This window comes from Embleya sp. NPDC127516 (assembly GCF_044765325.1).
Classification (GTDB): Bacteria; Actinomycetota; Actinomycetes; order Streptomycetales; family Streptomycetaceae; genus Embleya.
In genome coordinates, this window is the sequence record NZ_JBIWJT010000027.1 from 1 (window position 1) to 20,619 (window position 20,619).

Annotated in this window: 23 protein-coding genes; 19 read left to right on the plus strand and 4 right to left on the minus strand. The window is 68.8% G+C overall.

Translation table 11 applies throughout. The features are described from left to right. The 8 genes from ACIRL2_RS37630 to ACIRL2_RS37665 form a co-directional block, all read left to right on the plus strand. On the plus strand, positions 1 to 577 hold a 577-nt coding region (locus ACIRL2_RS37630), incomplete at its 5' end, for a carbohydrate-binding protein (protein ID WP_395869616.1). Between the two features lie 313 nt (positions 578 to 890). After that, positions 891 to 1,646, plus strand: a complete 756-nt coding sequence (locus tag ACIRL2_RS37635) for an enoyl-CoA hydratase/isomerase family protein (RefSeq protein WP_395869618.1) — start codon at positions 891 to 893, stop codon at positions 1,644 to 1,646. Between the two features lie 833 nt (positions 1,647 to 2,479). Next, positions 2,480 to 3,643, plus strand: coding sequence for an ATP-binding protein (locus ACIRL2_RS37640; protein WP_402238349.1), 1,164 nt, complete (start codon positions 2,480 to 2,482; stop codon positions 3,641 to 3,643). Further along, positions 3,640 to 4,041 (plus strand): roadblock/LC7 domain-containing protein, encoded by a 402-nt coding sequence (locus ACIRL2_RS37645; RefSeq protein ID WP_395869622.1) that lies wholly within the window; start codon positions 3,640 to 3,642, stop codon positions 4,039 to 4,041. Before ACIRL2_RS37640 ends, ACIRL2_RS37645 begins: the two co-directional genes overlap by 4 nt. Then, positions 4,041 to 4,406, plus strand: a complete 366-nt coding sequence (locus ACIRL2_RS37650) for a DUF742 domain-containing protein (RefSeq protein ID WP_402238532.1) — start codon at positions 4,041 to 4,043, stop codon at positions 4,404 to 4,406. Before ACIRL2_RS37645 ends, ACIRL2_RS37650 begins: the two co-directional genes overlap by 1 nt. After that, positions 4,387 to 5,019 carry a GTP-binding protein gene (locus tag ACIRL2_RS37655; RefSeq protein ID WP_395869624.1) on the plus strand — a complete coding sequence of 211 codons (633 nt, stop codon included), beginning with the start codon at positions 4,387 to 4,389 and terminating at the stop codon, positions 5,017 to 5,019. The genes ACIRL2_RS37650 and ACIRL2_RS37655 overlap by 20 nt, the downstream gene beginning before the upstream one ends. Beyond that, complete coding sequence (locus ACIRL2_RS37660; protein ID WP_395869626.1) at positions 5,016 to 6,392, plus strand: cytochrome P450; 1,377 nt, start codon at positions 5,016 to 5,018, stop codon at positions 6,390 to 6,392. The genes ACIRL2_RS37655 and ACIRL2_RS37660 overlap by 4 nt, the downstream gene beginning before the upstream one ends. 188 nt (positions 6,393 to 6,580) lie before the next feature. After that, entirely contained in the window at positions 6,581 to 7,834 is a 1,254-nt protein-coding gene (locus ACIRL2_RS37665; RefSeq protein WP_395869629.1) for a cytochrome P450, read from the plus strand. A gap of 440 nt (positions 7,835 to 8,274) precedes the next feature. On the opposite strand, the gene ACIRL2_RS37670 is transcribed toward ACIRL2_RS37665, so the two are convergent. After that, positions 8,275 to 9,219 carry an alpha/beta hydrolase family protein gene (locus ACIRL2_RS37670; RefSeq protein ID WP_402238353.1) on the minus strand — a complete coding sequence of 315 codons (945 nt, stop codon included), beginning with the start codon at positions 9,217 to 9,219 and terminating at the stop codon, positions 8,275 to 8,277. A 290-nt stretch (positions 9,220 to 9,509) separates the two neighbouring features. On the opposite strand from ACIRL2_RS37670, the gene ACIRL2_RS37675 reads away from it, so the two are divergent. The 11 genes from ACIRL2_RS37675 (at position 9,510) to thpD (ending at position 17,026) form a co-directional block, all read left to right on the plus strand. After that, entirely contained in the window at positions 9,510 to 10,097 is a 588-nt protein-coding gene (locus tag ACIRL2_RS37675) for a TetR/AcrR family transcriptional regulator (RefSeq protein ID WP_395869633.1), read from the plus strand. A 428-nt stretch (positions 10,098 to 10,525) separates the two neighbouring features. After that, complete coding sequence (locus ACIRL2_RS37680) at positions 10,526 to 10,936, plus strand: SRPBCC family protein (protein WP_402238356.1); 411 nt, start codon at positions 10,526 to 10,528, stop codon at positions 10,934 to 10,936. Between the two features lie 86 nt (positions 10,937 to 11,022). After that, the gene (locus ACIRL2_RS37685) at positions 11,023 to 11,307 is read left to right on the plus strand and encodes a hypothetical protein (RefSeq protein ID WP_402238359.1); all 285 of its coding nucleotides are present in this window, start codon (positions 11,023 to 11,025) and stop codon (positions 11,305 to 11,307) included. A 180-nt stretch (positions 11,308 to 11,487) separates the two neighbouring features. Continuing rightward, the gene (locus tag ACIRL2_RS37690; RefSeq protein WP_395869638.1) at positions 11,488 to 11,754 is read left to right on the plus strand and encodes a DUF4235 domain-containing protein; all 267 of its coding nucleotides are present in this window, start codon (positions 11,488 to 11,490) and stop codon (positions 11,752 to 11,754) included. 98 nt (positions 11,755 to 11,852) lie between these two features. Continuing rightward, positions 11,853 to 12,002 (plus strand): carboxylesterase family protein, encoded by a 150-nt coding sequence (locus ACIRL2_RS37695; protein ID WP_402238362.1) that lies wholly within the window; start codon positions 11,853 to 11,855, stop codon positions 12,000 to 12,002. A 150-nt stretch (positions 12,003 to 12,152) separates the two neighbouring features. Further along, a complete protein-coding gene (locus ACIRL2_RS37700; RefSeq protein WP_402238364.1) occupies positions 12,153 to 12,617 on the plus strand; it encodes a DUF6479 family protein in 465 nt (154 codons plus the stop codon). After that, a complete protein-coding gene (locus ACIRL2_RS37705) occupies positions 12,614 to 13,201 on the plus strand; it encodes a type 1 glutamine amidotransferase domain-containing protein (protein WP_395869640.1) in 588 nt (195 codons plus the stop codon). The genes ACIRL2_RS37700 and ACIRL2_RS37705 overlap by 4 nt, the downstream gene beginning before the upstream one ends. Before the next feature lie 608 nt (positions 13,202 to 13,809). Continuing rightward, positions 13,810 to 14,346, plus strand: a complete 537-nt coding sequence (ectA, locus tag ACIRL2_RS37710; protein ID WP_395869642.1) for a diaminobutyrate acetyltransferase — start codon at positions 13,810 to 13,812, stop codon at positions 14,344 to 14,346. 83 nt (positions 14,347 to 14,429) lie between these two features. Further along, complete coding sequence (gene ectB / locus ACIRL2_RS37715; RefSeq protein WP_402238366.1) at positions 14,430 to 15,683, plus strand: diaminobutyrate--2-oxoglutarate transaminase; 1,254 nt, start codon at positions 14,430 to 14,432, stop codon at positions 15,681 to 15,683. Between the two features lie 45 nt (positions 15,684 to 15,728). Beyond that, positions 15,729 to 16,127: an ectoine synthase gene (locus ACIRL2_RS37720; RefSeq protein ID WP_395869646.1), complete on the plus strand. Its 399-nt coding sequence runs from the start codon at positions 15,729 to 15,731 to the stop codon at positions 16,125 to 16,127. After that, positions 16,124 to 17,026, plus strand: coding sequence for an ectoine hydroxylase (gene thpD, locus ACIRL2_RS37725; RefSeq protein WP_402238368.1), 903 nt, complete (start codon positions 16,124 to 16,126; stop codon positions 17,024 to 17,026). Before ACIRL2_RS37720 ends, thpD begins: the two co-directional genes overlap by 4 nt. Positions 17,027 to 17,507: 481 nt before the next feature. On the opposite strand, the gene ACIRL2_RS37730 is transcribed toward thpD, so the two are convergent. The 3 genes from ACIRL2_RS37730 to ACIRL2_RS37740 all read right to left on the minus strand — a co-directional run bounded on the left by ACIRL2_RS37730 (position 17,508) and on the right by ACIRL2_RS37740 (position 20,542). Then, a complete protein-coding gene (locus tag ACIRL2_RS37730; RefSeq protein ID WP_395869649.1) occupies positions 17,508 to 18,617 on the minus strand; it encodes a pyridoxal-phosphate dependent enzyme in 1,110 nt (369 codons plus the stop codon). Between the two features lie 132 nt (positions 18,618 to 18,749). Continuing rightward, positions 18,750 to 19,739 carry a BtrH N-terminal domain-containing protein gene (locus ACIRL2_RS37735; RefSeq protein ID WP_402238371.1) on the minus strand — a complete coding sequence of 330 codons (990 nt, stop codon included), beginning with the start codon at positions 19,737 to 19,739 and terminating at the stop codon, positions 18,750 to 18,752. After that, a complete protein-coding gene (locus ACIRL2_RS37740) occupies positions 19,736 to 20,542 on the minus strand; it encodes a MerR family transcriptional regulator (protein ID WP_402238374.1) in 807 nt (268 codons plus the stop codon). The genes ACIRL2_RS37735 and ACIRL2_RS37740 overlap by 4 nt, the downstream gene beginning before the upstream one ends. Positions 20,543 to 20,619 lie beyond the last annotated feature (77 nt).

Here is a 20,619-nt window from a genome sequence, read left to right on the forward strand (position 1 = left end):
CAAGACCCTCGACCCCACCTGCGCCCTGTTCAACAAGACCAAGGCCGCGTGGGACGCCGTCAGCCTGCCGGCGCAGCCGAACGACCCCACCTGCACCTCGGGTCCGAGCGACCCCGACTTCTCGATGACGCTCAACCCGACGTCGGGCAACGCGCCGCCCGGTGGCGACGTCACGACCACGGTCGGCACCACGACCACCGGCGGCACCGCGCAAACCCTCACCCTGACCACCTCGAACCTGCCCAGTGGGGTGACCTCGGAGTTCACGCCGGGCACCATCCAGTCGGGGGCCAACTCGTCGCTGAAGTTCTCGGTGAGTTCGTCGGCGACTCCGGGCACGTACCCGGTGACGGTGACCGCCACCGGCACCACCACCCATACCGCGCAATACACGCTGACCGTCGGCAACGGCCCCGGTGGCTGCACCGCACCCGCGTGGAACGCGAACACGGTCTACACCAACGGCAACGTGGTCTCGTACAACGGCCACACCTACCGCGCCAAGTGGTGGACCCAGGGCGAAGTCCCGGGAACCACCGGCCAATGGGGAGTGTGGGTCGACCTCGGCGCCTGCTGAGCAAAGCCGCACGCGACCGGTCCGCGCGACTTCGGCCCTGATCGGTCCGTCTTCGAACAATGCTGCCCGGTAGGCCGGTTGCCCGGCCTACCGGGCAGCAGCACGTCCGGAACATCGCCATGATCCCGACTGCCGCGGCCTCCGTCTCGGGCAGGGCCGTGACCTGGCCTTGAGCCGCGGACTCCACTACTGTCTCGTTGCCGGTCCCGGACGGCCTCGAAGCAACGATCCCGCTGCGGAGAGTGCTCCTGCGCTTCGTCGACCTGCCCTTGAGGAAGCCAGAGGAAGCCAGTCGACACCGATGGAGCCGTTCATGTCGCACGACCACAAGACCCTCGCCGTGACCGACGAGGGCGGCGTGCTGCGGGTTCGTCTCGACCGCCCCGACAAGGGCAACCCGCTCGACGAGACCATGTTGTCCGAGCTCGGCACCCTTCTTGCCGGACTCCGCGAACGCCCCGACGTTCGTGTCCTGGTGCTCTCGGGTGCGGGTGACGACTTCTGCCTGGGTGGAGGTCGGGCCGAGATGGCCGAATTGTTGGCGGCCGACCCCACGGGCCTCGCGCTTCGCCGCCTGGGCGACCGGGCCCGGGCCGTGTGCGAGGCGCTGGCCGCGGCCGAAGTCGTCACGATAGCCCGGGTACACGGCAGAACGATCGGAGCCGGGGTGGCCCTCGCACTGCACTGCGACCTGCGTGTGGGCACCGAGGACAGTCGCTTCCGGCTTCCCGAACTCGCGCTCGGGCTCCCCACCACCTGGGGCGGCGCGCTCGCCCGGCTGATCAGCGAACTGGGCATGTCGCGGGTACGGGAACTGGTACTGACCGCCGACGCCCTCGACGCGCAAACCGCCCACCGAATCGGCCTGTTGCATCGCGTGGTGCCCTCGACCGACATCGACCGGGTGGTCGACGGCTGGATCAGGCCGACACTGCGCAGGTCGGCCTCGGCGCTGCGCACGAGCAAGGCGCTCCTGCACGCGTACTCCGCCCCGTCCCGGCTTGCGGACGTCGGGCTTCTGGACAGCCACCTCCTCGCCGTCGCGGTCGGCGAGACCACCGGCGGCTGACCGGCACACCCATGCCCGGCCGTCATCCGCGGCCGGTGGATTCGGATGCCTCGGTGGCCACTTGGCGTGAATCCGACGCATCCCGGCGTCGGTCGTCGTCGCGACGGGCGCGTCATCGACACGGGATCCACCCGTCCGCCGCGTGCCACGCCGGGCTGGTTCGAGCGCACCGTGCGTGCCGCGCCCGCCGCGGGAGCCGCGTCCCGCGTTCCACCCCTGCCCCGCGACGTGGGCACGGCGTCGGCCCGGCATATCGGCCACCGGCGTCCATGCATATGACGCATTCCAGCCATCCGGTTCGCGCATTCCGGATCGCAATCCTCACCGACCTCTCCAATCGGCCGATTTCCCACTCGAAATGCGTCGCCGACCACCGTTCGTACCGTCGATCGGGATAAAGCAGCATGTCTCGATACTTCGGGACATAATCGCGTACTTCGTCAAGTCCGTCGCAGAACGGAATGGCTGGAAAGCGCCGCGTGACGAGGATTCGATCTGGGCAACTCAACGCCATTAGAATCACAAGGCCCTACAACCGAGAGAGCAATGCCAAAAGTGACGCTTGGTGTCAATGAGACATATTCGGCGCGTACGGAGAGGTCGGGTCGAACCATGGCCGACCGCTCGTGTTGTCGATGCACCCGCCGAACCGAGCCGGCCACCCGGGCTTGCCTTATCGCGTGACGAGGATCTTGTAAATGGATTTCATGCACGACCCCGCACTCTGGTACGGGGTGATCGGCACGGGCGCCGCCGGGATATACGCGGCGCGAAGCCGAAGAACTGTCAAGGGTTTGCGTGAAAGAAACCGCACACTCGCCGAGAATGTGAATATGCGCGACGACGAGATTCTCAACGTGGCGCGAACTCTGCTGCCCGCCCTGGTGGAATCGGGCGAACGGCTCAAGGGCTCCGTCCTGCTGCACGAGGAGCTACGCGACACCCCCTACGCGCAGGGCATCGAGACGGTCGTGGAGATGTTCACCACCGCGGTCGAGGACGCCCGGAACCGCGCCGATCATTCGGCCAAGACCGCTCTCAAGGCCGCGATGCGGACCCTGCAGGGTCTGGCCAGTGAGCAGCAGCTCGCGATCTCCGAGATGCAGAAGAACTACGCCGATTCCCAACTCCTCCAGGACCTGCTGGGAATCGACCACATGAACTCGCAGTTCGGCCGGCGGGCCCAGGTGATCGCCGCGCTGTGCGGCGGTTGGACCGGAAGGCAACGCAACGCCACACCGCTCTACGACGTCATGCGCGGCGCCAAAGGTCGGATCCGGGACTATCTGCGGGTCGAGATCCGGATGCAGTCCAACGTGGCGGTCATCGGCCGAGCGGTGGAGCCGGTGGCTCTCGCCGTGGCCGAACTCCTGGACAACGCCGCCAGTTACTCGCCCCCGCACACGACCGTCGAGATCAACTTCCAGACCGTGCCCAACGGCGTCTGCATCATGGTCGACGATGCGGGTGTGGGCATGCACGAGGAGGTCCGGCAAAGCGCCGCGCGCTTCCTGACCGCGGACGAGCCGGTCGGCATCACCCGGCTGGGGCATCCCCCGCAGTTCGGCTTCCCCGTGATCGGCATGCTCGCGGCCCAGTACGGGTTCACCGTCTCGGTGGACACCCGCTCCCCCTACGGCGGTACCCGCGCGGTGGTCATGCTGCCTCCCGAACTGCTCACCACCGCTGTGGACACGGGGCCGTCGCCCGAGCAGCCGATTCGACGCGAGCGCAGGGTCGCGGCCCAGCCCCGGGAAGTCGTGCCGGCCGCCCCGCGAGCCGCGCAGCCGGCCCCGGCGTCCGCACCCTCGGAGGACGACCTGCCGCAGCGCCGGCGCAGAGCGCCGCTCCCGGCCGCGCGGTCCGAGCAGGCCGACCCGCCGGACGCCCCCGCCCGATCGGACGCGGAAGTCGCGGGACTCATGGGTGCCTTCCAACGAGGCACCCGTTCCGGCCGCGTCCCCGACACAGACACCAAAGGGCACGAATCTCGATGAACAACGACCTGGCCTGGATGCTCAACGACGCTCTCAAGCTTCCAGAGGCCCGACACGCGATTCTCCTGTCCGCCGACGGGATATTGCGGGCGCATTCCGACGGAATCTCCCGCGATGAGGCGGATCGACAGGCTGCGGCGCTTTCCGGCCTCCAGTCGATCAGTCGCAGCACCGCGGAGTTCACCGGCAACGCGGAAACACCGTGGCGGCAAACCCTGGTCGAGTTCGGTGACGGATTCATCTTTCTCGTGGCGGCCGGCCCCGGAGCCTATCTGGCGGTGTCCGCCACCGAACACGTTGATATGGAGATCATCACGTTTCGCATGCAACAGCTGGTCCGTCAGCTAGGAAAGGAACTGACCAGCCCGCCCCGACAGGACGTGGATCACGCCGTATGATGACGCCCGACAAGCCGGAGCCCGGCACTCCCGAATTAGTCCGTGCCTACGTCATCACCCAGGGCCGCGGGCATCCCACCCGTGATGGCCTCGACCTGGTCAGTCTGGTGATCGCGCTTCCCGGCGACATGTCCCCGCACATCCTGGATCCCGAGAAGAAGCGCCTGGTCGCCCTGTGCCGGGGCGGCATCCTCTCCGTGGCCGAGGTGGCCGGGCATCTCGAACTGCCCATCGGCGTCGTCAAGGTGCTGCTGTCCGACCTCATCGACAGCGGCATCGTCGCCACTCGGCAACCCATACCCCCGGCCGAGTTGCCGCGGCGTGAACTCCTCCAGGAGGTGCTCGATGGACTCGCTCGTCTCTGACGACCGCCCCGGTGCCGGCCCCCCCGTCACCGTGGCAGACGTCTACCTCTCGGACAGCGTGCGCGTCGCGGCCAAGATCCTGATCGTCGGGCACTTCGCGGTGGGCAAGACCACCTTCGTCGGCACGATGTCCGAGATCCGCCCGCTGAGCACCGAAGAAACCATGACCCAGGCGAGCGTCGACGTGGACGACCTCACCGGCGCCGGCCGCAAGACCACCACCACCGTGGCATTGGACTTCGGCCGGCTCACCCTCAGCGAGCGCGTGGTCCTGTACCTGTTCGGCACCCCCGGGCAGCAGCGATTCGCGCAGGTGTGGAAGGACATGACCATCGGCGCCCTCGGCGCCCTGGTACTGATCGACCCGCAGCGCTTCGATCAGTCCTTCGACGTGATCGGACTGCTCGAGGAACACGACATCCCGTACGCGGTCGCGATCAACCGCTTCGACGGATCCCCCACCTACCCCATGGACCGGCTCCGCGACGCCCTCGACCTCCTTCCCGAGACGCCGCTGATCACGTGCGACGCCCGTGATCGCGATTCGTCGAAGGAGGCCTTGATGACCCTTGTCCGCTACCTCCAGGCCCGTGCGCAAAAGGAACCCGCGTGAACTCTCGTCCCGATGATCCGTCCGCGCCACCCCCCGGCTGCCCCGCGCACGCCGGCAACGGCGCGACTTCGCTGCACGGCAAGGCGTTCTCCATGGACGCCCATGCCGTGTACGCCGAACTGCGCCGCCAGGGACCTGCCGCACCCGTGGAGTTGGCGCCCGGCGTCGACGCCATGCTCGTGACCTCGCACGCCGCCGCGCTGCACGTACTGCACTCGCCGGAAGTCTTCGCCAAGGACCCTCGTCGCTGGCGGGCACTGGCGGACGGTACGGTGCCGGCCGACAGTCCGGTCGTGCCGATGATGATGTACCGACCGAACTGCCTGTTCACCGACGGTTCCGAGCACCTGAGGCTGCGTCAGGCGGTGACCGACAGTCTGAATCGGATCGATCCGTACGAGCTGCGTCGATTCGTCGAGAGCAGTTCGGACTACCTCATCGACCAGTGGGGCGACAGCGGCTCGGTGGACCTGCTGCACGGCTACGCCAAGACCCTGCCGCTCCTGGTCTTCAGCCGACTCTTCGGCAGCCCGGCCGAGTTGGGCGACCGGCTGGTCGCGGGCATCTCGGGAATCTTCGAGGGCGTCGACGCGGAGAACGCCAACGCGGTGCTCACCGGCGCCCTGGTGGAACTCGTCGCGCTCAAGCGCGCCCATCCCGGACCCGACGTCACGTCGTGGCTGATGGCGCATCCCAACCGGCTCAACGACGAGGAGATGATCCATCAACTCGTCATGCTGATGAGTGCGGGCACCGAACCGCAACGGAACCTTATCGCCAACGGGCTGCGGCTGATCCTGTCCGACGAACGCTTCTCGGCCAGCCTGTTCGGAGCCGGGGGTTCCGTCGAGGACGCGCTCGAAGAGGTGTTGTGGACCGACCCGCCGATGGCGAACTACGCCGTGCACTACCCCGTGCGCGACGTCGACCTGTCCGGCGTCGTGGTGCGCCAGGGAACGCCGGTGGTGATCAGTTTCGCCGCCGCCAATACCGACCCCACGCTCTTCGCGCACGGACAGCGCCCGAACAACCGCTCGCACCTCGCCTGGAGCGCCGGGCCGCACGCCTGCCCGGCCAAGGACTCCGCGTGGCTGATCGCCACCGCCGCGATCGAGAAGCTCCTCAACCGCCTCCCCGATCTCGAATTGGCGATCCCTGTTCAGGAGTTGGACTGGCGGCCGGGCCCCTTCCACCGCGCCCTGAACGCGCTGCCGGCGCGCTACACCCCCGTCCTCACCCACCGCGCGGCGAGTACACCACCCCCCGTACCGACCGCCGCCCCGCGCGTCGCCGCCGGCCGAGCCGACCGTGGTGAGGACGTTCGCAAGCCGGGTGTGTGGAGTTCCTTCCTGAACTGGTGGCGCAACCAATAACCCGCCGCACCGCCGATTTTTACCCCCACCCCCCCGGCCCTTTGGCCAAGTCCCGGGGGTGCCCCCCCCGCCCACACCACCCAAATACCACAAACCGCGGCGCCCGCCCGGACAGCGGGGCGCCCGACCGATCACGCCTGTGCCGAGCGTCTAGTTGACATCCTGTTGAGTTCCACCAAGGAGACGTCATGCAGTCCTCAGTATCCGCCACCGTGATTGACCGCCGGACCGTCGTCGGCCTGTTGTCCCGCCTGCGCTCGGTCGGCGGACAGGCGGACCCCCTGCCCATCTACGCGGAACTCAGAGCGATGGGCGAAGTCGTGCCCGCGCCCTGGGGCGGATATCTGCTGACGTCCTATCAGACCTGCGATCAGGTGCTGCGCAGTCCGGCCTGGCTCGCCTTGGACGGCGCGTGGCGCGCCGCTCAGACCGACGGTTCCCGCTGGACGACGCCCGCGTCCCGGGAGCTCGCCCATACCCTGGTGGCACTCAATCCGCCGCAACACACCCGGCGGCGCCGATCCATCAGCAACATCTTCGACCGCAGCACCCTCGACGCGATGCGGCCCGCCGTCGAGCGGATCACGGACGGATTGATCGACCTCCTCGTGGAACGCATGGCGGCGGGCGAAGCCGACTTCGTCGACACCGTCGGCGAGCAACTCCCGGTGGCGACGGTCGGGCACTGGCTGGGCGTGCCGGCCGAGGACTTCGATCTCCTACGCGCTCTGACGCACGCCCAAGCGTACTCGCAGGAGTTGCTGCCCACCAAACGCCAACTCCGCGAGGCGGACGCCGCCGCGATCGGACTGCGCGACTACTTCACCGCGTTGGTCGCGGAACGACGCGCGAAGCCCGGAGACGACGTGATCTCGACCTGGCTGCGTACCTGGGACTCCATCGAGCCGGACCGGGAAGTCGCCGACGAGGAGGTCTACTTCCTGGTCATGTTCATCGTCATCGCCTCGCTGGAAACGACGTCGACCCTGTTGTCCACCATGATGTGGATCCTGCACCGACATTCCGCCCAGCGGTCCTGGCTGAGCGGACGACCGGACGCGGTACCGGACGCGATCGAGGAGGTCTTCCGCTACGACCCGCCGATCCACGTGACCACCCGCCTGGCCGGCGAGGACACCGAACTCGCGGGAGTGTCCATCGCCCGCGGGGAAGTGGTGCACACCATGCTCGGCGCGGCGAACCACGACCCGGCGGCCACACCCGACGCGGACGACTTCGACGTCACGCGCCGGGGCCGACACATCTCTTTCGGCGGCGGAATCCACTACTGCATCGGCGCCGGTCTGGCCCGTCTGGAGGCCACCGTCCTCCTGGAGAAGACCCTGCGACGCCTGCCCACCCTTCGCGTCGTCACCGAGCCGAACTGGGAACCCCGCCTGGCCTTCCGCCGCATCACCACCCTGCGGGTGAGCGAACGCTGAACCCCCGCCGTCCACTTCCGGCTCCGCCGGGCCCCCGCCACCGCCTTGTGTGGGTCGCGGGTGCCCGGCGGGCGGCGGGCGCGGCCTCAGATCCTTGTCGTCTGCGCGCAGCCATGCGATGTAGTCGCCGGCAGCTCGGTCGGTGTCGTACTCGGCCTGGTAGTCGGTGTCTTCCCAAAGACGTCCGATGTCGAGGTCCATGCGCTGTCCCCCGCCTCCGGTCGGGAGGTCGATCCGAGCGTCGGGAACCACCTTCCCGATCGCACCGACGAGCACGGCGTTGGTGATGAACCGACCCTAACCAGCGTTGTAGGTAAGGCGGTTCAGTTTGTCCGAGAGTTGGAGAAGGGCGGCGGCGCACCCGGTGTCCTTCACGTAGTCGAGGTCGAGCCCGTGCGGCGCCGACGATCGTGTCGGAACGTCCGCCGGGAACAGGGCCTTCACTTGCTGCGCAACATCCCCAGTGGGTCGGCGGCGTCCTCCAGTGCGGCGACCGCGGTCTTCCAGCCGGTGTCCTCGGGGCGGAGCGCGCTGCGGAGGAAGGCCGTGGTGAACTGCTGGATCAGGGCGACGCGCGCGGGGCTCTCGTCCGTCGTCTCGGCGACCTCGTACCCGGGGATGCCGCCGAGCGAGTGCTCCGCCCCGAACAGGGTGAGCAGGCTCTTGTCTCCCGGGCTGTGGGTGTAGGGGTCGGTGAACCAGTCCGGTCCGCGGGTGGACAGGTGGGACTGGTCGTGGTCCCCGGCGACGATGAGGGCCGGGGTGGTCATCGCGTCGAAGGACGGCCTCAGGAACGGGAGGTGCTCGACGGCGAAGGGAGTCAGGTCGTCGCCCAGGCCGGTCAGAGCCAACAGCACGCCCGCCTTGACGCGGGGGTCGGACATGTCCTCGCCGGGAACGCCGTCGGCGTCGAGGACACGCGCCCCGAGCAGCGCGCTCGCCGACTGGGCGCCCCAGGAGTGGCCGGCGACCGCGATGCGATCACGGTCGACGCGGCCGGCGAGGCCCGGCACGGAAGCTTCGAGGACGTCGAGCCCGTCCAGCACGCGTGTGAGGTCCTCGATCCGAATGCGCCAGATCCGGGGCGTACGCGGGTCCTCGTGCGGGATGGCGAGCGTGCGGGAGTCGAGGTGGGTGGGCTGGACGACCACGAAGCCGTTGGCGGCCCAGTGATCGGCGAGCGGCGCGTAGCCGTTCATCGACCAGCCGAAGCCGTGCGAGAAGACGATGACGGGCAGGTCGCCGCCGGTCGCGGGGGCGGACACGCGCACCTGGAGGTCCTCACCGCGCCCCGGGGCGGGCAGGACGATCGGCTTCGCGGATACCACCGTGGTGCTCGGGATGTTTGTAGCTGCTGTGAAGTCTGTGGTGTTCGAGTCGGACATGGCACTGCCTTCCGTTCGGCTTCTTCGCACTCTTGGTTCGGTGGGGCCAACCGCCGCTCGCCTCGCAGGCGGCGGGACGGGTGGGATTGGAGGCGAGGGCCGTCCCCGACACGCGGGCACGCCGACACCGCCTGTCGAGGTCGTGTGCCCTTCCCCGGACGGAGCGTGAGCCCGTCGGACGGCATGGGCCGCGGTCTCTCGATCTGCCATCATGGGCGAAACGGAACCTCGCTCCGCCAACGATACGGAACATGGTTCCGCTTTGCAATGGCACGAAAGGACGCACGGCGATGAACGACGGCAACCGGCAGGGAAGCGCGGCCGAATCCAAGCGCAAGGACGTCCGGCGCAACCAGAAGACCCTGCTGGACGCCGCCGCCGCGGTCTTCGTCGCCTCGGGCGTGGAGGCCCCGGTACGCGACATCGCGACCAAGGCCGGCGTCGGCGTGGGTACGGTCTACCGCCACTTCCCCACGCGGGCGGACCTCGTCATCGCCGTCTACCGCCACCAGGTCGACGCCTGCGCCGAGGCCGGCCCCGCCCTCCTGGCCGCCGGCCCGACGCCCCACGTCGCCCTCGAACGGTGGGTCGACCTCTTCGTCGACTTCCTGGTCACCAAACACGGCCTGGCCGCCGCGATGCAGGCCGACAACGCCGGCTTCGAGGCCCTGCACGCCTACTTCCTCGACCGCCTCCTACCGGTGTGCGCCCTACTCCTCGACGCCGCCGTCGCAGCGGCCGAGGTCCGCTCCGACCTCACCGCGTACCAACTCATGCGCGGCATCGGAAACCTGTGCATCGGCGCCGAGACGGACCCCCGCTACGACGCACGCGCCCTGGTCGCACTCCTCGTCGCGGGCCTGCGCCAACCTCGCTGACCCGACACCCGGCAAGCCACGCCCACGCAGGCGGCCCCACCGACCGTGCGCGGTGAGCAGCGCGGTCCGCCGACGCGCCCAGGCGGCGAAGACGACGGCCGCGGCGTCGGAGTGCGAGACCGCGCCCAAGGCACGTCGACCTCGTTTGCTCCGATCGCGGATCCTTGACGAACGAAAATGTGAGTGATTAGCTACTCACATCTCGACTGACAGTAGGAGTACATCAAGACAACGTCGGCATATCGGTTGAATTTGCGCGAACTTGCCCGACATTCCTGTGATCCAAACTTTGAGTGATCAATCACTCATGAACTCTTCTCATCGAGGAGATCTCGCCATGAGCACCGGAGCCACCCCCCCTCGCCGCCGGCACACCCAACGCCGCCCTCCCCCCGATCGAGGCCGTCGACGCCGACGCCCCCGTCATCGTGCGGCTCTCCATCACGGTGAACGCCCCGCTCGCCGACGTCTGGGCCCTGCACAGCAACATCGACGCCTGGGCCGACTGGAACCCGGACATCGACCGCGCCGAACTCGACGCCCCACTCGCCCCCGGCGCGCGGTTCCGGTGGCTCACTCACGGCCTCGACATCACCTCGACCGTGTACCAGGTCGTCCCCGGAAAGCGCATCGTCTGGGGTGGCCCGGTGCAGGGCATCGAAGGCGTCCACGTCTGGACGTTCCACGAGCAGGACGGCGTCGTGGCGGTTCGCACCGACGAATCCTGGAGCGGCGCACCGGTCGACGCCGCCCCCGACGACATGCGCCACGCGCTCGACCACTCGCTGCGCCAATGGCTGCGGCACCTGAAGGACCACGCCGAGCGACGGCAGCAGTAACTCCGCCGCTGCGGTCGATGCACCCGGCCCGCCGACCCACCACCCACCACCCATCACCCACCGCCGAACAACTCACGGAGACCACCATGAGCAACCCTGCCGACGCACTGACCAGCCCCCCGATCTCCCTCACCAAACACCACCTCGAAGCACCCGCCGAGTCCACCCATGACGACACCGGGCGGTGCACGGGCGCCAAGGGCAAGGGCAAGCCCAAGGGCAAGGGCAAGGGCAAGGGCAAGCAGCGCAAGTCCACCAAGCACCGCCTGACCGAAGCAGCCGCCTACACCGGTCTGGGCCTGCTGGTCCTGATCGAACCGTGGGTCCTGCTATTCCTCGTCCCGGTGATCCTCTTCATGATGTGGAAGTAGCCCACTCCGGCTACACCTCGGGCGGAGGCGGCGGGCATGCACGAGGCGGTGCGCCCGCCGGTCGCGGAAACCCGGGACGGGTGACATGACGCGGCCGTCGACGTGATCGGACCTGATCGAAGGCTGGATGCCCGTCTCGCGGGTATTGGAAATCATGTCATCGCACGAAGGGAGCCGGTGATGAACACCGCGAAGATCGCGTACAAGCCGATCGGCCTGCTCGCGGGGGCACTGAGCGGAATGGTCGCGGGTGCCGTGTTCAAGCAGATGTGGAAGGTACTGGGGCACGAGGACGACGCCCCGGATGCCACCGACGAGGACCGTGGGTGGCGCGAGGTGCTCATCGCCGCCGCGCTACAGGGGGCGATCTTCGCAGCCGTCAAGGCCGCCACCGACCGCGGAGGGGCAACCGCCGTCCGCCGCGTGTCGGGCAAATGGCCCGGCTGACCGGCGCGGAACCCGAAGCCCGGGATTTGCCCCTCCGTGTCGGCCGTCCCGGTCGGCACCGGGAACTGCCGAGTCCGCGGCCAAGTCACCGGCGAGGAATGCCGGTTCCCGGGCATCCCTACGCCCGGCCGCCCACCGGCGAACTGCGCCGACAGACACCGAGACCCGTTGCCGACTGGCGGGGGGTCAAGGACTGCCACCCGTACGGCACCTCCTGTGCGCAGCGGCTCGGAACTGTTCACGCGTGATGCAAACCGGCTTGGCAAGGCCGGACTTCGTTGCGCCGAACACCACCCTCGCCGCGCCCGGCGCGGGTCCGCCACGGCGCATGGGGTCGCGCGTGCGCCGGGCCCGGGCGCCGAAGCATCACCGGCACGAGTCGGGGTAGCGGTTTGCACATGATCGCCCTGGCTCGGCTCGAATCGGCCTCGGCGGGAACCGTGGCCGCGGTGGCCATCCCCGCCGCACTCCTGGTCGCCGTCCTGCTCATCATTCCCGTGGTGAGCGGAGTGCGTCGCCGGCGCCGGCCGCCGCCCGCGCCTCCGCAGGGGATTCCCACCACCGCGTCCGAGGCGCCGACCGAAGGCGGGCGGCGGGAGTCCGCCGAGATGCCCCGGGACGGGCACCGGAGGGGCCCGCACGACATGCCCGGTTTCGGCAATCTCGGATCCCGGGCGGCCGACCCGCACAGGGAGGACCGGGACGGCATCCGACGGGACCACCCGGCTTGGTGCGGTTCGGCTGTGAACACGACGTTTGTCGACAATGCGCGTGGGCAGCAGGGGCGGTGGGTCGCCGCACAACCGATCGGCGGCCCTCTTCCCCTTGTCGTGAACCGCGAACCGAAAGGCCGACCTCGATGAACGACTCCGACCTGACCGGCCGACGCATCCTGGCGATCGTCACCAACTACGGCGTGGAGCAGGACGAACTGGTTGTCCCGGTCCGCCGTCTCCGCGAATCCGGTGCCCGGGTCGACATCGCGGCACCTTCGACGGAACCGATCCGGACCCTCGTCGGCGACAAGGACCCGGGCGTGAGCGTCGCGCCGACGCTCACCCTGTCCGACGCGGACCCGTCCGGCTACGACCTCCTGCTCGTGCCGGGCGGCACGCTCAACGCCGACTCGTTGCGCCTGAACGACACCGCCGTCGGCATCGTCCGCTCCTTCGCCACCTCGGGCCGCCCCGTCGCCGCCATCTGCCATGGCCCGTGGATGCTGGTCGAGGCCGACGTCGTACGCGACCGCACGCTGACCTCGTACGCGTCTGTCGAGACGGACATCCGCAACGCCGGCGGCCGTTGGCTCGACGAGCCGGTCGTGCGGGACGACACGGGCGACTATGTACTGATCACCTCCCGCACGCCCGATGACCTCAAGGACTTCGTGCACCAGATCGACGCGGCCCTGACGATGTCCGACCTCGGGTCGACGCGCCGGGTGTGAAGCGCGAACCACCTCCCGGCATCAGCGACATCCGGCTTTCGGACCACCGGACCACCGGACCAATCGATGGCGCTCCCCCCGCTCGGCGGGGTGGGGCGCCATCCGCGTGCCCGCAGCGTCCGCAACCCCACGCCCTCCGAGGTCGCTCGGCATGTCCCGCGGGCCTCGGAAATTTGGGAGCCGCGAAGAAGGGGCAAGGCGAGCGCGACGGCACCGAGCGCCGGCGAGAGCGAGACGAGCGCCGACAGTCGTTGCCGCAGTCAAGATTATGAGCATGCTCACAATCGTCGGCGCCGTCATCGCCAATCCTTGCTCTCTGCGATGATCACGACACGTTATCGACGTGTTGCCCGATGGTGATCCTTGGGTATTCACGCAGAATCTCTCGCCGTATTCCGATTCCGGAAAAGATCTTCCAGCATATCGCCGCCGAGTTCGAAGTATCTGCGGTCCGAGGGCAGGCGCTGTCGAGCGCGCGCCGACCGGAGGTTTGGCTTCCGACTTCCGGGCAACGTGCGCGCGTGCACCCGAAGATTACGAAGAGGTGCCCAGGCGGGGAAGGTCCGTCCTTCCGGTCCACCGAGAGCGCCTCGGTAGGTTCGATCCGCATGTCCGCCGAAACGAAATTCTTCGCCGAAACGGAATCCGCACATCCCGTCGTCTCGATGGGTCCACCCGAGCTGCGCGACGGCGCTGCGCTGTGGCAGCTCGCCCGCGACAGCGGATCGCTGGATCTCAACTCCTCGTACAGCTATCTGCTCTGGTGCCGGGACTTCGCGGCGACCTCGATCGTCGCCCGTGACCACGACTCCCGGGTCCTGGGCTTTGTGACCGGCTACGTCAGACCCGGTCTGCCGGACACGCTCATGGTGTGGCAGGTCGCGGTGGCCGAATCCGCCCGGGGGCAGGGGCTGGCCACGCGCATGCTGACCGCGTTGATGCGGCGGCGCCTACCGCATGGGCAAACCCGCCTGGAGACCACGATCACCCTCGACAACTCGGCGTCCATCGCGCTGTTCACCGCGCTGGGACGCGAACACGGGGCGGGCGTGAGTCGTACCGAACTCTTTCGCGCGGCGCTCTTCCCGGATGGGCACGCCGACGAAGTCCTCTTTCGGGTAGGCCCGTTCACCGCAGCCGCCTGACCCCCGACAGGCCCCGAACCGGAGGGGGCGGCACCGTCGGACGTGGCTCGCCGCTGCCCTCGACCATGCGATCCAGGAGAAACATGACTGTTTTCGAAACTCTCGAGTCCGAGGTCCGCAGCTACTGCCGGAGCTGGCCGACGGTGTTCACCCACGCGCGCGGCAGCCGGATGCACGACGAGAACGGCCGCACCTACCTGGACTTCTTCGCCGGAGCGGGCGCGCTGAACTACGGCCACAATCACCCACTGCTCAAGCGCGCGTTGCTCGACTACCTGGAGAGCGACGGGGTCACGCACAGCCTGGACATGTCCACCGTGGCGAAACGCACGTTCCTGGAGCGCTTCGACGAGGTGGTGTTGGAGCCGCGCGGCCTGGACTACAAGGTGCAGTTTCCCGGCCCCACCGGCGCCAACACCGTGGAGTCCGCGCTCAAGCTGGCCCGCAAGGTGACCGGGCGTGAGGCCGTGATCGGGTTCACCAACGCGTTCCACGGCATGACCCTGGGCGCGCTCGCGGTCACGGGCAACGCGAAGAAGCGCGCCGGAGCCGGTATTCCGCTGGTGCACGCCACACCGATGCCGTACGACAACTACTTCGACGGGCAGTTGCCCGACTTCATCTGGTTGGAACGCCTGCTCACCGATGGCGGCAGCGGCCTGAACCTGCCCGCCGCGGTGATCGTGGAGACTGTGCAGGGCGAGGGCGGCGTCAACGTCGCCCGTTCCGAGTGGCTGCGCGCACTGGCCGACCTGTGTCGGCGCCACGACATCCTGTTGATCGTGGACGACGTGCAGATGGGCTGTGGTCGCACGGGTCCGTTCTTCAGCTTCGAACCGGCCGGGATCACCCCGGACATCGTGTGCCTGTCGAAGTCGATCGGTGGCTACGGCCTGCCGATGGCACTCACCCTGTTCCGCCGCGACCTGGACGTGTGGGAGCCCGGCGAACACAACGGCACCTTCCGCGGCAACAACCCTGCCTTCGTCACCGCCACCGCGGCGTTGGATCTGTGGGCGGACGGATCGCTGGAGAAACAGACCACGCTCAAGGGCGAACTGATCGAGCGTCACCTCGACGACATCGTCACCGAACATGCCGAGCTCGGCGCCTCCCGACGCGGTCGCGGCCTCATCCAGGGCCTGACCTTCGCCGACACCTCCTTCGCCGACGCCGTGTGCGCACGGTCCTTCGAGGACGGACTACTGGTCGAGACCTCCGGTTTCGAGTCGGAGGTGGTCAAGCTGATGCCCGCCCTGACCACCACCGAGGACGAACTCGACGAGGGCATGGGGATCCTCGCGAACGCCGTCCGCGCCGTCCGTGCCGCCGCCTGAACTGAACTCCCTTACGCCACCGACCACAACGGAAGGACCAGCACGATGATCGTTCGCACACTGGACGAACTCGACGGCACCGACCGCGACGTCGTCGCGGACACGTGGCGCAGTCGCCGCATCGTCCTCGCGAAGGAGGGCGTCGGCTTCTCCCTGCACGAGACGGTGATGTACGCAGGTACCGAGACCTCGATGTGGTATGCCAATCACATCGAGGCGGTCTTCTGCACCTCCGGCGAGGGCGAACTCACCGACGAGGAGACCGGCCGGACGTACCTGATCACACCGGGCACGACCTACCTGCTCGACGGTCACGAACGGCACACCATGCGGCCGAAGACCGACATCCGGATGGTGTGCGTGTTCAACCCGCCGTGCACGGGCCGCGAGACGCACGACGAGAACGGGGTGTACCCGCTGCTGCACGAGGAGGCGGGCGCATGACGATCCACCCGCTCAACCATCCCTCGGTCGACCTCTATCCCACCCGGCAGGTCACCGACTCGCTGCGCCTCGAACGACGCGAACCCGTCGTGTGGGCCGACTCGTTCGAGGGCCCGATGGGCCGGGACGAACTCCGCGGCTACGAGCGGGACGGATTCGTCACGGTCGAGCAGTTGCTCGAACCGGACGAAATCGTCGCGCTGCGCGCCGAGTTGACCAGGCTATGCGGTGATCCCGAGGTTCGCGCGGACGAACGTACCGTCATCGAGCCCGCATCCGAGGCGGTGCGGTCGATCTTCGAGGTCCACCGGATCAGTCCGCTGCTGCGCGAACTCGTCCACGATCCACGGCTGGTGGGCCGGGCCCGCCAGATCCTCGGATCGGACGTGTACATCCACCAGAGCCGCGCCAACCTGAAGCCCGGCTTCGACGGCTCCGGCTTCTACTGGCACTCCGACTTCGAGACCTGGCACGCCGAGGACGGCATGCCCGCGATGCGGGCCGTGAGCATCTCGATCGCGCTGACCGAGAACCACGTACACAACGGCGCGTTGATGATCATGCCGGGCTCGCATCGTACGTTCGTCGCGTGTCCGGGCGAGACGCCGCGCGGTCACTACCGAACCTCCTTGCGTCGCCAGGAGATCGGCACACCCGACCCGGACTCGCTGACCGAACTCGCGGACCGACACGGCATCTCGGTGATCACGGGTCCGGCGGGCTCGGCGACCGTGTTCGACAGCAACTGCATGCACGGCTCCGCGGAGAACATCACCCCGTTCCCCCGCAGCAACCTGTTCATCGTCTACAACAGCGTCGACAACGCCCTGACCACCCCCTACGCGGCCCCGGCCCCCCGCCCCGACTTCATCGCCGCCCGCACGCGTCCCGTCACCTGACCCTCCCGCCCCGGGTCCCGAAACCCGGATACCGCATCACCCGGCGCCCCCGACGAAGGGTCACCGGCCCGAGCCCGCACCCGCCCCGGCGACCCGCCGGGGCGGGCCGACGCGTTCCGGCTCCGCTCCGGAATGGCGGCCGACCCCCGAGAGGCGTGGGCCGGCCGCCGTTTCGGGTCGCACTTTCGGTAACCGCCGGCACGGAACAGCGAGGGCTTGCGCACGAGGTGCGGCTCATGGAAGGAGGCGGCGCGACGCAGGTTGTCGGTGATCGGTCCCGATCGCGGGACGGCGGTGCCGGGCGGGGTCGGATTCGGCTTCGCCAACGCGGCGCGGCCCGGATCGGAGGGTGTCGTCGCGGGTGCGTGCAGCGGCGCGCAGCAGTTGTTGTGCCTGCTGGACGCCGCCGGCGTGGGCATCAGTCACTGTGTGGGGGTCGGGGGTCGTTCTCTCGGCCTCGCAGGGCAGCGGTTCGTCTCGGTCACGGGAACACACTCGCCATCGCGGCGGCGGCCTTGAGGCCCGATCCGGTCAGGACGACCACGACCCTGTCGCCGGGCCGGATCGCGCCCTTGGCGGTGAAGGCGTCGATCGCGGCGGCGGCCGAGGCCGAGGTCGGCTCAGCGTAGAGGCCGATGCCCGCCAGTCGGCGGGTCGCCCCGATGATGTCGTCCTCCGGGATCGCCACGGTGTCGCCGCCCGATCGCCGGATCGCGTCCACGATTTCCGGTAGACGGATGGGCGACTCGATGGCCGTGCCCTCGGCGATCGTGGGCCCGACGTCGACGGCGGGGCCGCCGTGGAACGCCGCGTGGATGGGCGCGCATCGTTCGGGTTGGGCGACCAGCAGCCGAGGGCGCCGGTCGATGTGACCCGCGTCGAGCAACTCGCCGAAGCCCAGATCGCATCCCAGTACGATGCTGCCCGCGCCGGCGACGGTGACGACGACGTCCGGTGCGGCGAAGCCCAGGTCCTCCCACATCTCGTACGCCAAGGTCTTGGTGCCCTCGAGGAAGAGGGGGTGCCAGTTGTGGCCGGCGTACGCGGTGGTTCGCGCCTCGCGCATCGCCTGCTCCCCGGCGGCCGCCCGACCGCCCGGCACGAGCACCACCTCTGCACCGTACGCACGGGCCTGCAACACCTTCGCCGCGGACGTGCCCTCCGGGGCCAGGATCCGGGCTCGGATGCCGGCGGCGGCACAGTAGGCCGCCACCGAGGAGCCCCCGTTGCCGGAGCTGTCCTCGAGTACCGACCGCACTCCGCGCTGGGCGAGCAGCGACATCATCACGCTGGTTCCGCGATCCTTGAAGCTGCCGCTCGGGTTGAACCATTCGAGCTTGAAGTGCACCTCCCGTTCCCCCCAGCGCCTTTCGATCAGCGGGGTGCACCCCTCGCCGAGCGACACCGGTCGGGTGACGTCTCCCGGGAGCGCGGCGCGGTAGCGCCACAGGGAGCGCGTGGAGGTCTCGATGTCCTTCGGCCCGATGCCCGGCCGCGGCCCGACCAACAGCGGCGCGCCGTCGTCGCCTTGCCAACGCAGCGCGTCGAGTGGGTAGGTCCGGCCGGAGCGGGGGTCGAGATAGACGTCCATGTTCACCTTCCTCGCATTGGACGGGAAGTCTAACATTGGACGCTCAGTCCAATCGGGCGCCGGGCCTCTGCTCCGATCGGGCATCGGGCATCCGGCGTAGAGCGCGGGCAGCGGCACGCCGCGGCCGACGCCTCACTCCCGCAGGCGACTCAGCGCCTGCATGGCCTCACGCTCGATGCGGGCCAGATCGCCGACGACGGCGCCGGCCTGCGCAAGGCATCCTCCGTCGCCCGATTCACCGGCCTTCGTGATCAGTTCCGCCGCTTCCGTCCAGAGGATGGCTGCCTCCGTGTACAGCGCGAGGCCGGTGCGCAGCCGGCCGCTGTCGATCCATTGCGCGCACTCGGCGAGAAAGTCGCGGTAGAGATTGCGGAACAGCGCGCCGCCGGTCCCGGCCCTCTCCATCAGGACGGCGGCCTGGGGCAGATCCCGTCGCGGGGTGTCCGTGCGCTTGAGCCAACCGGGTATCAGCTTGCCTGCCTTCTCGATGCCCCGGTGACCCAGGTTGGCGATCGGCGGGTTGAGGAAGGCGTGGGCGCAGACCGTGATGGCGGGAATGACCAGGTCCTGCACCGAGGGCGGGTTCTCGGGCACGGTGAGGGTGAAGGATCGGTGCCTGGCGGTCATCGGGCCGCGCGCGGCTCTGGCCCGGGCGAGGCTGATCAGGCTGGTGGATACCGCTCCGCCCTGCTGGTCGGTGTCCACCAGGTGCGCGTCGTGGTCGTCGTAGCCGTACATCGCCACGACATGGGCGCCGAAGTGCACCTTCGACGCGAAGTAGTCCAGGTGGTAGCTGTCCAGCTGCAATCCGACAGGGCGACCCGCGTCGATGGAGGCAGCCACGTTCTCCCATGCCTTGCGCGGCGAGGTGGTCTCCTGGACCAGGAGTTCCAGGTCGAGTCTTTCGGCCAGGTTCCTGGTGAGCTCGAAGGGCTTGACCCGTCCGCCGAGGAACGGGAAGTCCAGATTCTTGCCGTCCCAGTAGATGAAGGACAGACCCGAGCCGAGCCCGAAGAGCATGGGCTCGGACAGATCGAGTCCCTGGTGCCGCAACAGCACTCCCAGGGCTGTCGTCTCGCAGTGCCGCATTCCGCGGATGTCGATGTCTTCGAGCGTGGTCATGCCGTGTCCTCCTGGACGGGGATGATCAACCGGGTCATCAGCTCTTCTTGCGGTGCCTCGGCCGGCGCGACGAGATAGACCTCGCGTACGGGCGCCCGCGGGCGCAGCCCCCGCTCGTGGATGGCGGCGAAGAGCGCGTTGTAGGCCAGCGGCAGTTGGGTGTAGGGCCCGATGTGCACGGTCTCGGCCACCGGGCCGCCGGGCAACACCTCGAACTCCGGACCGGGCACGCCCTTCCCGTGCGGCGTATGCGCCCCGAGGGCGATCTCCATCCGGTCTTCCAAATCCAGCGGGTACAGGGCCCACAACGGTGGCTCCCAGGCGATTTCGGCCCCGGCGAGTGCGGGCAACAACCGACCCACGCACTCCGCGATCGTCGCTCCGATCCCCTCCGGGGCACAGACCGCTCGTACCACCGCCAACCGGCGCTCCGGCTCGCTGCCCATCGTCACCTCATAGCCGGGCAGGCCGCCTTCGACCAGGCGTTCCAGCATCTCCAGCCGTGCCCGGTCCCTGCTGATCCGCTCGGCCAGCCGATCCCGTTCCGCACCCAGGATCCGCGCCCTGGAGGCGGGCTCGGCAACCAGCGCCCGGGCGATGACGGCCAGCGGCAGATCCATGTCCCGCAGCAGGCCGATGGTCAGGGCGTCCCGGGCCTGTTCGGGCGCGTAGTAGCGATACCCGGAGCCGGCGTCCACGTGGGCCGGTGCCAGCAGTCCCAGTTCGTCGTAGTGCCGGAGCTGCTTGACACTGAGCCGACACAGGCGGGCGAAGCGCCCGATGGTGAGAAGTTCGTCGTGCACACCACCATCGTGGACTCTCCCACGGGGGGAGAGTCCACCGCCCGTCCGTCGGTTGCGCGGGAGCCGGGTAGTTGGTC